This is a genomic window from Saccharothrix sp. CCNWYY140 (genome assembly GCF_037401995.1).
Classification (GTDB): Bacteria; Actinomycetota; Actinomycetes; order Mycobacteriales; family Pseudonocardiaceae; genus Actinosynnema.
On sequence record NZ_JBBEGC010000034.1, the window covers coordinates 1 to 11,800 of the forward strand.

An 11,800-nucleotide genomic window follows, 5' to 3' on the forward strand; every position below is an offset into this window, starting at 1 on the left:
TCGGGCAGGCCATACGGGGATGACACAAGCAAGAAGCCCAGGTAGAGGTGTGCCGTGCGGCAGCTTCGTGAAAAGCAGCCGCGCGGCGGCCCGGGTGGAGGCTGCCGCGCGGCTTGCGTTGGTTAGATGCGCTCCCAGAGTGCTGGGACGTTTGGTGGTTCCCAGCCTGGCTGTGAGGTGTGGGGTTGGCGGCAGCGGTATGTCGAGCCGTTGTAGGTGACCTGGGCTCCTGTTGCGTAGCTGACCCAGGGTGCCCATGTGCCGGATGGCGGGGTGCTGGTCGTTGTGGTGGTGGTCGTTGTGGTTCCGCCGTTGTCCCACGGGATCTGGGGGGAGCGGTAGAAGTCGATGCCCATTGTGGTCCAGCGGGGGGACTGTGCGCCTAGGCGTACCTTGAAGGCGTCCCAGTTGTGTGTTGACCACGGGGACCAGCCCAGTTCGGCGATGGCTGCCAACCTCGGGAACGCCATGTAGTCGATGTGCGCGGGCGTCACGATGGTTTCTGTCCACAGTGGAGCTTCTACGCCTCGTACCGCGGACTCCGGGACGCCGCTGACATGCGTGCCTGGGTTCCAGTTGTAAGCGTCCTGGACCTCGATGTACCCCGCCCAGCTCAATCCCAACGGAGTGCTGGAGTTGTACTTCATGTCCAGGTAAGCCTTGTTCGCAGGCGACATCAGGACCTTGTGCCCCCTAGTCGCCGCGGCCTGCACGACTGCGTTGGACGTCGTGGTGCCCCAATACTGGGGTACGGCTGTGGTGTCGGTGGTGGTCTTGACGAACTCGTGCCAGCCCATCGGCTTCTTGCCGTACTTGCCCACCAGGGGCAGGACCCTGTTCATGAAGGTCTGGTACTCCTGGTCGGTGGTGGCGTTGGCTTCGTCGCCGCCGATGTGGAAGTACGGGCCTGGGGTCAGGGCGGCGATCTCGCGGATCACGTCTTCCACGAACTGGTACGTGATCTCCTTGCCCACGCACAGCGAGCTGTAGCCGACGGCGATGTCCGTGCGCAGTGCGGGTGCGACGCCGTTGCAGTTCAGTTCCGCGTAGCTGGCTAGTGCCGCGTTGGTGTGGCCGGGTAGGTCCACCTCGGGAATCACGGTGATGTGGCGGGCTGCCGCGTAGGCGACGATCTCCTGGTACTGCGCCTTGGTGTAGTAGCCGCCGGGGCCGCCGCCGACCTGGGTGCTGCCGCCGTGCGTGGCCAGGCGGGGCCAGCTGTCGATCACGATCCGCCAGCCCTGGTCGTCGGTCAGGTGCAGGTGGAAGTAGTTGACCTTGTACAGGGCTAGTTGGTCGATGTACCGCTTGACCGTGGCGACCGGGTGGAAGTGGCGGGCCACGTCGAGCATCGCACCCCTGTGGACGAAGCGCGGGTGGTCGATGATCGTTGCGCCGGGGATGGTCCACGGGCCTGGCTGGGCGGTTTTGCTCTCGATCTTGCCGGGGAGTAGTTGGCGCAGGGTTTGGACGCCGGCGAACAAGCCTGCCGGGGTGTTGGCGCGCAGAGTGATCGCGGCTGTGGTGACGGTCAGGTGGTAGCCCTGGTCGCCGACTGTGGCCGGTGCGCCGCCGATGAGCAGGGCGATGCCGTCTGTCGGGGTGCCGGTGGTGTCCTCGACCGGGAGTGGGTAGCCGGTGGAGGGACGCAGGACGCCGGCCAGGAAGTTGCCCACCTCGTGGGCGGTGGGGGTTGTGTGGATCTTCGTGGACGCGGTGAGGATGTGGGTTGTGCCGGGGGTTGCCTGGACGGACGCGGGCACCGGCACGACGCTCTGCAACGGCTCCGCCGCCGTCGCCGTGATGGGGGTGGACGCGGCGTTCCACACGACCGTCGCGCCGAGCAGCAGCGCCAGGACGGCGAGCGCGCGGGCCACCCTCGCTCGGAGTTTCACTCGGGACCTCCTCGTGCAGCGGGCGGCGGCCACACTGCCGTCCAGCGTCGGCATCGAGGAGACCTCTGTCAATGGGTCTAGACCATCAGCCCAAGTCGAGCTTGCCCAGCTCCACCCGCGAGGCCACGCCGAGCTTCGGGTAGGCCTTGTACAGGTGGTAGCCCACGGTCCGGGGGCTCAGGAAGAGTTGCGCCCCGATGTCCCGGTTGCTCAAACCCTCCGCCGCCAGCCGCACCACCTGCAATTCCTGCGGCGTGAGGGCGCTCAACGGGTCGGGACCGGGCAGGGCGCGGCTCTCGCCGGTCGCGCGGAGTTCCGTGCGGGCTCGGGAAGACCACGGGGCCGCGCCCAGGCGGTCGAAGGCGTCCAGTGCCGAGCGCAGGTGGGTTCGGGCGTCGTTGCGGCGGCGGGCCCGGCGGAGCCATTCGCCGTACAGGAGTTCGGTGCGGGCGCGTTCGAACGGGCGGTGGTCGGTGCGGTGCAGTTCGACCGCCTCCGCGTACCACTGCTCCTCGTCGGTCATCAGCGCACGGCAGCGCAGCGCCACGGCCCGTGCCCACGGCTGGCCGGAGTGCCGCGCCCACTCCTCGTACCACTCGAAGGAACCCCTTGCGGCTTCCGGGTTCCCGGTGCGCACGGCGGCCTCGACCAGGTCGGGCAGGCTGGAGATCGCGTACAGCCGGTGGGCGCCGGAGGCCACGTCCGCCAACCGGTCCAACACGGCGTCGTACCGGCCCAGGCCGAGGTCCAGCAACGCCAGCGCGCACGCCGCCCGCACCGACCGCGGCGCGTCACCCTCCAGCACCGCCACCGACGCCCGGCACCGCTCCTCGTCGCCCTCGATCGCCGCCAGCTCGGACAGCACGCTGTGCAGGTAGCCGACGCTGAACACCTGCCCGATGTCGGCCGCGATGCGCAGCCCCTCCTCGGCGGTGGCCCGCGCGTCGCGCAGCCGGCCCAGGTGCAGTCGACCCCGAGCCAAGTAGGCCAGCGCGCGGGGGAGCGTGCCCAGGCGGCCGGTCGCCCGGCTCTCCCGCTCGACGGCCGCCGCCCGGTCGTAGGCGGCCTGGTCGTCACCCAGGACCAGCAGCCACCAGGCACCCTGGGCGTGGTCGACGCGCCGCCCCGTCACCAGTGAGCGCAACGCGGCCATCGCGTCCCCCAGGTCACCGCCGTCCAGACCGGTCGCGGCCCGTGCCAAGGCCCGGACGTCCTCTGCGCCCGGCAGGCCGCGGGCCTGGTCGGCGGCGGCACGCACGGTGTCCAGGTCGCGGACCGTCCACGCGCTGCTCGCGGCGGCGAACAGCAGGTCGCCGGCCAGTTCCTTGTCCTCGTGCGCAGCGCAGAAAGCGGCCCGGGACAGCACGGCGGCGGCCTCCGCGGACCGGCCCCGCTCAGCCGCCACGACCGCCCGGACCCGCGCGATGCGGGCGTGCTCCAGCGGCTGGTCCAGCAGGTCGCCCGCCTGGTCGGCGAGCGCGGCGGCGCGGTCGTACTGGCCCGCGTCCAGCGCCGCGCGGGCGGCGGCGGTCAACCGCTTCCCGCGCTCCACCACGGACGGGCTCAGCTCGGCGGCCCGCTGGTACGCGGCGGCCACGGCGGCGAACCCACCCCGGGTGCGGGCGTCCTCGGCGGACCGGGCCAGCGCCCGCGCCACCTCCTCGTCCGGGCCGGTGACGGCGGCGGCCAGGTGCCACGCGGCGCGGTAGGCGTCCCCGGACACCTCGGCCAGCGCCCGGTGCACTGCCATCCGCCGCACCAGGGGCGCGCTCTGGTAGGCCGCCGCCCGGATCAGCGGGTGTCGGAACGCCAGCCGCCCCTCGTCCGAGCGCAGCAACTGCCGCTGCTCGGCCGCCTCCAGGTCGCCCAGGCCCGCCCCGAGCAGCTCCGCCGCCTTGAAGACCACGCCGGGTTCGCCGGTGTCGTCGGCGGCGGCGACCAGCAGCAGGTCGCGCGTGGCCGGTGGCAACGTGCCGATGCGGTCGGCGAAGGTCTGCTGGATGCGGCTGTGCGTGGGCAGCGCGGCCACGCGCAGGCCGTGCGCGGCCGTGATGTGGCCCTCGCGTTGCGCGGCGGGCAGTTCCAGCAGCGCCAACGGGTTGCCGCGGGCCTCCTGCGCGATCCGGTCCCGCACGTACCGGGGCAGGTCGGCGGCGTGCTCGTCCAGCAGCACGGCCGAGTCCTCCGCCGACAGCCCGGTCAGCCGCAGCTCGGGCAGGCCGGGCGCGGGGAACGGCGGCGCGTGCAGGTCGCGGGCCGCGAACACCAGGGCCACGCCGTCCGCGTCCAGCCGCCGCGCGGCGAATAGCAGGGCGTCGGCCGACCCGGGGTCGAGCCAGTGCGCGTCGTCCACCAGGCACAGCACGGGTCCGCTCTCGGCCAGGTCGGCGAGCAGGGTCAGCACGGCCAGGCCGACCAGGAAGCAGTCACCGCCGTCGGGAGCGGCCAGACCCAGCGCGGACCGCAGCGCGCCCGCCTGCCGGGGCGGCAACCCGTCCAGCGCGTCGACCACCCGCCGCAGCAGCAGGTTCAGCCCGGCGAAGGGCACCACCGACTCCGACTCGACGGCGGTCGCGCGCAGCACCCGGAAGTCACCCGCGCGCGCCGCGACCCGGTCCAGCAACGCGGACTTGCCGATACCCGCCTCGCCCCGCACGACAAGCGCCCCACTGCGCCCCGCCCGCGCCTCGGCCAGCAGCTCCTCCAGGCGGTCGAGTTCTGCGGCTCGGCCGTGCAGCCCGCCGGACCGGCCGTCCGGGTCGCCGGCTCGGCCGTGCAGCCCGCCGGACCGGCCGTCCGGGTCGCCGGCTCGGCCGTGGAGCCCGCCGGACCGGCCGTGCTGCTCGCCGGCTCGGCCGTGGAGCGCGCCGGACTGGGCGTGCTGGCCGGCTCGGCTGGGCGGGTCGGTGGGCCGGCCGTGGGGGTCGGGTTCGGGTCGGGCGGGCATGGTCACGACACTAGGCCCGGCACGAGCACGACCTTGCCGACCGTCCGCCGGTCCTCCAGCGCGGCGTGCGCGGCGGCGGCCCCCTCCAGCGGGAAGGGCTGCACCACCGGCGTGAACCTGCCCGCCGCGGCCTCCGCCAGCGCGCGGGCCTCCAGCGCCCGAACCCCGCCGGACCTGCGGGCCACGTGAGGACCGACCGCGACCGTCACGGTCAACGCCCGCTCGAACAGGTCCGCGGTGGACACCTCCGTCGGCTCGCCGGAGGACGTGCCGAACATCACCACCCGACCGCCCGGCGCGACCAGCTCCAACGCCGCCCGCCCGGCCACGCCGCCGACCCCGTCCAGCACGACCCCCACCTCCCGGCCGCCCAGCTCCGACCGCACCCGCTCCTCCCAGCCCGGCTCCCGGTAGTCCACGGCGACCGCCGCGCCCGACCGCAGCACGGTCCGCCGCTTGTCGCCGCACCCCGCGACCCCGACCACGAACGCGCCCCGCCGCGCCGCGCCCTGCACCAGCAGGTGCCCGACCGCGCCCGCCGCCGCCGTCACCAGGACCACCTCGTCGGGTTGCGCCGCCGCCGCGTCCAGCACCCCGATCGCCGTGGCCCCGGTGCACACCATCGCCACCGCGGCCTCGTGGGACACCCCCTCGGGGACCACGTGCACCGCGTCGACCTCCCGCACGGCCAGCTCGGCGTACCCGCCGCTGGCCAGCCCGAGCTGCGCGACCACCCGCCGCCCCAGCCAGTCGTCGGACACGCCCGCGCCGACCGCGTCCACGACCCCCGAGACCTCGCTGCCCGGCACCACCGGCAGCTCCGGCCGCCACGGCCCGTCGCCGCGCCGGACCGCGGTGTCGACGAGCTGCACCCCGGCGGCCCGCACGGCGATGCGGACCTGTCCGGGACCGGGCCGCGGGTCCTCGACGTCCACGGGTTCGAGGGCGTCCGCCGGACCGAACCCGCGCAGGCGGATGGCACGCACGTCAGGCCTCGTACGGTTGCTTCGCGCGGGCGTCCTTGAGCGCGGTGCCCCACCAGACCAGCTGGTCCAGCATGGTCTTCGCGGCCCCGTTGACCTCCTCCGCGTCCAGCGGCGCGCCGTCCTCGCCGAACCGGGTCCAGGCGCCGTGGAAGCTGACCGTGTCCCGGATGGTGACGGCGTGCAGCTCGGCGAAGACCAGCCGCAGCTGCTCCACCGCCCGCAACCCGCCGCCGAGGCCGCCGTAGGACACGAACCCGACCGGCTTGGCCCGCCACTCGGCGTTGTGCCAGTCGATCGCGCTCTTCAGCGGCGCGGGGAAGCTGTGGTTGTACTCCGGCGTGACCACGACGAACGCGTCCGCGTCGGCCAGGCGCGGCGAGACGGCCTTGACCTCGTCGGCGGGCTCCTCGTCCCACCCGGCCAGCACGTCCGGCAGCCCGACGTCGGCCAGGTCCAGCACGTCCACGTCGAGGTCGGCGCGCTGCCGGGCCTGCTCGGTGAACCAGTTCGCCACGACCGGCGCGAACCGGCCGCTGCGGGTGCTGCCGACGATGACCGCGAGCTTGATCATGTCCATCCCTCCCTCGTTGGTGGCACCGAAGTTAGGAGCCGGTCGACCGGGCGGGCATCTGTCACGTGACTGGTGCGGGCCGCCCCGGTCACCGTCCCGGTCGACTGGTCGCGTGACGGATTCGCCGCCGGCGCGCGGGCGGTTGGGTGGCGGTCATGACGACGAACACGCAGGTCGGGACCCGGTGGACACCGGTGGTGACACTCGCGCTGGCGATGCTGGTGGTCACCACGGAGATGACGGTCGCGGCGGTCGCGCTGCCCAGTCTCGGCGCGGACCTGGGGGTCGGTCCGGGGGCGACGGCGTGGGTGCTGCTGGCGTACACGCTGCCGATGGCCGCCATCGCGATCCCGGCCGGGCGGTGGGTGGACCGCGTCGACGTGCGGCTCGCGTTCCTGGCCGCTCTGGTCGGCATCGGGGTGGCCAGCGCGGTGAGCGCCCTCGCGCCGGTGTTCTGGGTGCTGGTCGCCGGGCGGGTGGTGCAGGGCGTGGCGGCGGCGTTGGTGCTGGCCGCGTACATGCCGATCGTGGTCGGGTCGGTCGAGGCGGCTCAGCGGGGTCGGGCGATCGGCTACGTCATCACGATCATGACCGTGGGCGGGTTGGCGGGTGCGCCGCTGGGCGGGGTGATGGCGGGTGCGCTGGGGTGGCGTTCGGTGTTCCTGATGAAGTTGCCGGTGCTGGTCGTGGCGCTGTGGCTGGGGCTCCGGTCGTTGAAGGGGGACGGGCGGGGGCTGGTCAGTCCCGATCGTGGCCTGTGGCTGGAGGTGGTGTTGCTGGGCGGGGCGATCACGGCGGTGTTGCTGGCCTTCGAGGACATGGTGTGGCTGGTGGCGGTGGCCGTGGTGCTCGCGGTGGCGTGGGGGCGGCTGCCCGCGTCCCGGCCGGTGTTGGGGCTGGTGCGGCGGCGGGTGTTCGCGTTGCCGTTGCTGACCCTGACGCTGGTGGCCACGTCCGGCGGGTTGCTGTTCCTGCTGGTGCCGTACTTCGTGACCGACGTCCTGGGCGGGTCGCCGGAGGACGTCGGCGTGGCGCTGCTGGTGTTCGTGGCCGGGGTGGGGCTGCTGTCGGCGGTGGCGGGGTCGTTGGCCGACCGGTACGGGGCTTGGCTGGTGGCCGTGGCGGGGATCGTGGTGACCGTGGTGGGGTTGCTGCTGTTGCTGCCCCCGGTGACCGGCGTGGTCGACCTGTCGTGGCGGTTGGCGGTCATGGGCGTGGGCCAGGGGTTGTTCAACGCGGCCATCAACGCGCTGCTGATGTCCCAGGCGCCGGAGGACATGGCCGGCGCGGCCGGCGGCTTGAGCGCGACCGCCCGGATGATCGGGTCCACGGTGGGACCGGCGGTCGCCGCGCTGGTGGTCGCCGGGGCGGCGGACGGCGCCGGCGGGTTCCGCACCGGGGTCGCCGTGCTCACCGTGGTGGTCGTGCTCGGCGGCGCCGCGCTGGTGGGCGGGCGGGTCCGGCCGGGCCGTCAGACGATGCGCGCGGCGGAGAGCGGGCGTTCGGCGAGCGTGTAGGTGCCCGCCGAGTTGGTGTTCACGCTCCAGCGGTAGCGGGTGAACTCGCCGGTCTCGTCCGAGGCGTAGAACATCATGTGGCCGAAGCCCGCGCCGTCGGTGGCGGCCGTCGCGTTGAAGATGCGGCTGTCCGGGAACGCGAAGTAGCTGCCCACGCCGTGCAGGCCGTGCGGCTCGGCGGTGCAGTCCACGACCTCGACCGCGTACTGGGTCTCGCCGGGGAAGTTCAGCCCGCCGGAGGGCGCCACGTACGTGCCGCGCAGCGAGCGGACCATGACGATGTGGCCGGTGTTGGTGTCCTGGTCGTTGTCGTAGTCGATGGCCACCAGGTCACCGGGCCGCAGGTCGGCGACCCGGGTGATGCGCTGGAAGTGCGGCACGTCGTCGCGGGCGAACGCGGCCTGGTAGTCGCGGGCGAACGGGCTGGCCAGCCCGAAGTGGGTGGTGAAGAACTTCGAGGTGGCCCACTTGTAGGTGCGCTTGAGCACGGCGGTCTGGAAGGAGGCGCACTGGCTCTGGTTGACCCAGGTCGTCGCGTCGCCCGGCGAGCCCCAGGTCACGATGTTGGGCTGGTCGGGGGTCTTGTACCGGTTGTTGGTCAGCGGGCACGTCGGCAGGGAGAGGTAGGAGACGAGCTGCTCGGCTTCCAGCAGGTGCGGTGTGGACGTCCGGTGTGGACTCGGCGCCAGGTGCTCGCCGAGCGCGGTCGTCCCCGGGATCGCGGCGACACCCACCGCGACGGCGGTCCCCCCGGAGAACGATCTGCGGGACACGTCCATCGTGCGACTCCCCCTTCGATGCGGGCCACGGCCCGCACACCGTAGTCGAAGGGGCGGCGTCGCACCCGTCGGTTCAGCGTGCGTACACCAGGACGAGAGTGGTCAGTGCCGTGCACATGGCGAGCATCGTGACCATCCCGGTCATGGCCGCACCCGCCGACAGCAGGACCCGGGTGACCATCCCGAGCAGGCGGCGCAACAGCCGGGCCAGGCCCAGGACCAGCGTCATCGCGCCCATGAGGAGGATGAGGACCAGCGGCGTCCACTCGGTGGTCTCGGTCGACTGAGCTGCCGTATGAGCGACCGACTGGGCTAAAGCGGTGAGCGTGTTCATGGCTACCCCCGGATGGCTTCCTGGGCTGAACTTCACTTCGCTCACTGAAGTTTTGCTGAACTCCAGCAAGTTCAGAGTAGAGCTGGCTGTTGTGCCTGACAAGAGGCGCAATGGGGGCACGCTGGAGGACTTCGACCCGCCGCCTCCGCGCCAGCTTCGCCCGGCCACCGGTCCTCTCGGTCACCGCACATCTAGCCGCCGGTTCTCGTGGTCGCGGGTTGCCAGGCCGCCGGTTGCCGGGCCGCCGCACGTCGGGCCGCCGGCTCACCTACGCGCCCGCCCACTTCCGCGGCCGGTCACTCCGCGGCCGGTCATTCTGTGGCGGCCTCACGACCTGGGCGTTCCCCGAACTGCGGCGCAACCGGAACCGCAATACTGCGTGCTGTCGGCTTCGTGTGGCGGCGGGTCATCGTGTATGTTGCGCTCTTCAGCTTGTATGCTGAAGTTAACTGAAGGGCGCGAGCGACGTGGTCGGTTCTGGTGACACCTTTGCGCTGGCGCACCGCCTCCGGGCGTTGCGTGAAGAGCAGTGGCCCGACCGGGTAATCACGCAGAGTGATCTTGCGGATGCGTTCAGTACCGAGAAGCGGGCCAGCGTGCCCCTGCTGTCGTCGTGGGAAAGCCGGACGCACCCCAAGGCCCCGCCGCTGACCAGGCTCGCCGCGTACGCCACCTTCTTCGCGACCCGCCGGTCCGTCGCCCGCTACCCCTACCGCCTGCTCCCGCTGGAGGAACTGACCCCCGACGAGCTCCAGCGGCGGGAGGAGTTGCTGGCCGAGCTGACCGCGTTGCGCGCCGCCGCCGTGAAGCAGGACATCGGGCTGGTGTCCGACGTGGACCGCCCCGGCCGGGACGACTTCTGGTACTTCCCGGACCGCAACAACATCACCATCGTCGTCGCCCAGCTGCCCAAGGCGATGCGCGACCAGATGCCGTACGCGGACCCCTCGAAACCGGACTACGTCGAGCTCTACACCTACGCCGACCTGGACGCGCTGATCGAGCTGCACGGCCACATCCGGGCGCTCAACCCGCGCAGCCGGGTCCACTTCCGCACGGCGTCCGGGCTCGCGCCGGACGACTACACCTCGCACCTGGTGCTGCTCGGCGGCGTCGACTGGAACGTCGTCACGCGCGAGCTGCTGGACCGGGTGGACCTGCCGGTCAGCCAGGTCACCAGGCACGACGAGTCCGAGTCGGGCGGGTTCGTCGTCGTCCACGGGGGCGAGGAGCGCGTGTTCGCGCCCAAGCTGGGCACCTTCGGTGAACGTGAAGTGCTGCAAGAGGACATCGCGCACTTCTACCGCGGACCGAACCCGTTCAACCACAAGCGGACGGTGACGATCTGCAACGGCATGTACGGCCGGGGAACCCTCGGCGCGGTGCGTGCCCTCACCGACGAGAGGTTCCGCGATCGCAACGCGGAATACCTGCGCAAGACCTTCGCCGGGCTGGACGCGTACAGCGTGCTGACGCGCGTCACCGTGGTGAACGGGCGGGTGGTCACACCGGACTGGAACCTGCCCGAGTCCCGACTCTACGAATGGCCGGAGGGCCGGCGTTGAACACCACCGCATCGGTGGCCGAAGAGCACCACCAGGCCGAGCTCCAGGTCGAGCAGCACGATTCGCACGACCGCCTGCTCATGGCCGTCGAGCCCGCCGCCCGCGCGCGGGTGGACGCGATCATCGTGCCGACCAACCGCGAGCCCGCGTACCTGACCCAGGCCGTGTCGCTGGCCCGCCGGTTGGACGCCACGCTCGTGGTGCTGTGCAGCGGCGCGGCCGATCCCGGGAAGACCAAGGAACTGGCGGCCGGGCTGGACCTGGTCGTCGTGGACGTCACCGCGCTGCCCGCGCGCGTGCTGCCCCCCTTCGACACCACCAAGCTGATCGCGACCACCGACTTCGTCCGGCACACCGACACCAGCCTCAAGCGCAACCTCGGCCTGGTCATCGCCCGCCTGATGGCGTGGGAGCGGATCGCGTTCCTGGACGACGACATCACCGTGCCCGACCCGGAGGACCTGGAGTTGGCCGCGGGCGCGGTGACCGGGTCGGTGTCGGCGGTGGGCCTGCGGGTCGGCGGGTTCCCGGACAACTCGGTGGTCTGCCACGCGAAGCGGGAGACCGGCGGCAAGCAGGGCACGTTCATCGGCGGCGGCGCGCTGGTGGTGGGGCACGAGTCGACGGAGTCGTTCTTCCCGACCATCTACAACGAGGACTGGTTCTTCCTGCTCGACGAGGTGGGCCTGCGCGGGTCGGCGCTGGTCGGCTCGGTGGCGCAGAAGCCCTACGACCCGTTCGCGAACGACACGCGGGCCCGGGTGGAGGAGTTCGGCGACACCCTGGCCGAGGGCGTGTTCGCCCTGCTGGACGAGGGCCGCTACGAGGAGTCGACGGACCTCGGCTACTGGCAGGGCTTCCTGCGGGCGCGGCTGGACCTGATCGACGAGATCCTGGACCGGGTGCGGGGTGGCGTGCGGGGCGACGACGGCCAACCGATGCCGGAGAAGACGGCGCACCGGATGGAGCTCTCCCTGATGGCCGCGCGCAAGCAGTGCGAGGCCATCACGCCCGACTTGTGCGTGGAGTACTTGAAGGCGCTGCGCGCCGACCGCGAGCGGTGGCGCGACCACGTGCAGCGGCTGGGGCGGCGGCACGGGTGGCGCATCTCGGGCGCGGAGCACGTGCTGGGGGTCCTCGGGCTCACGGAGTGCGCCGAGTACGTGCCCGGTAACCACGCCTGATCCGGTTGCGCACCGCTCCCAT

Annotated in this window: 9 protein-coding genes; 3 read left to right on the plus strand and 6 right to left on the minus strand. The window is 72.4% G+C overall.

The window, feature by feature from the left end:
• Positions 1-122: 122 nt before the first annotated feature.
• The 4 genes from WBN91_RS17290 to WBN91_RS17305 form a co-directional block, all read right to left on the minus strand.
• Positions 123-1,895 carry a family 20 glycosylhydrolase gene (locus tag WBN91_RS17290; RefSeq protein WP_337729388.1) on the minus strand — a complete coding sequence of 591 codons (1,773 nt, stop codon included), beginning with the start codon at positions 1,893-1,895 and terminating at the stop codon, positions 123-125.
• Between the two features lie 85 nt (positions 1,896-1,980).
• Positions 1,981-4,842, minus strand: a complete 2,862-nt coding sequence (locus tag WBN91_RS17295) for a helix-turn-helix transcriptional regulator (protein WP_337724911.1) — start codon at positions 4,840-4,842, stop codon at positions 1,981-1,983.
• A 2-nt stretch (positions 4,843-4,844) separates the two neighbouring features.
• Positions 4,845-5,828: a zinc-binding dehydrogenase gene (locus tag WBN91_RS17300; protein ID WP_337724910.1), complete on the minus strand. Its 984-nt coding sequence runs from the start codon at positions 5,826-5,828 to the stop codon at positions 4,845-4,847.
• Position 5,829: 1 nt separating this feature from the next.
• Positions 5,830-6,399: an NADPH-dependent FMN reductase gene (locus WBN91_RS17305; RefSeq protein ID WP_337724909.1), complete on the minus strand. Its 570-nt coding sequence runs from the start codon at positions 6,397-6,399 to the stop codon at positions 5,830-5,832.
• A gap of 155 nt (positions 6,400-6,554) precedes the next feature.
• Between WBN91_RS17305 and WBN91_RS17310 the strand changes: the two genes are divergently transcribed.
• Entirely contained in the window at positions 6,555-7,916 is a 1,362-nt protein-coding gene (locus WBN91_RS17310) for an MFS transporter (RefSeq protein ID WP_337724908.1), read from the plus strand.
• On the opposite strand, the gene WBN91_RS17315 is transcribed toward WBN91_RS17310, so the two are convergent.
• Positions 7,871-8,695 (minus strand): hypothetical protein, encoded by an 825-nt coding sequence (locus WBN91_RS17315; RefSeq protein WP_337724907.1) that lies wholly within the window; start codon positions 8,693-8,695, stop codon positions 7,871-7,873. The genes WBN91_RS17310 and WBN91_RS17315 overlap by 46 nt on opposite strands.
• Positions 8,696-8,768: 73 nt before the next feature.
• The gene (locus tag WBN91_RS17320) at positions 8,769-9,029 is read right to left on the minus strand and encodes a hypothetical protein (protein WP_337724906.1); all 261 of its coding nucleotides are present in this window, start codon (positions 9,027-9,029) and stop codon (positions 8,769-8,771) included.
• 596 nt (positions 9,030-9,625) lie between these two features.
• Here WBN91_RS17320 and WBN91_RS17325 point away from each other — a divergent pair.
• Both WBN91_RS17325 and WBN91_RS17330 read left to right on the plus strand, forming a co-directional pair.
• The gene (locus WBN91_RS17325; protein WP_337724905.1) at positions 9,626-10,594 is read left to right on the plus strand and encodes an XRE family transcriptional regulator; all 969 of its coding nucleotides are present in this window, start codon (positions 9,626-9,628) and stop codon (positions 10,592-10,594) included.
• Positions 10,591-11,778 carry a hypothetical protein gene (locus WBN91_RS17330; protein ID WP_337724903.1) on the plus strand — a complete coding sequence of 396 codons (1,188 nt, stop codon included), beginning with the start codon at positions 10,591-10,593 and terminating at the stop codon, positions 11,776-11,778. Before WBN91_RS17325 ends, WBN91_RS17330 begins: the two co-directional genes overlap by 4 nt.
• The last annotated feature ends 22 nt before the right edge of the window (positions 11,779-11,800 follow it).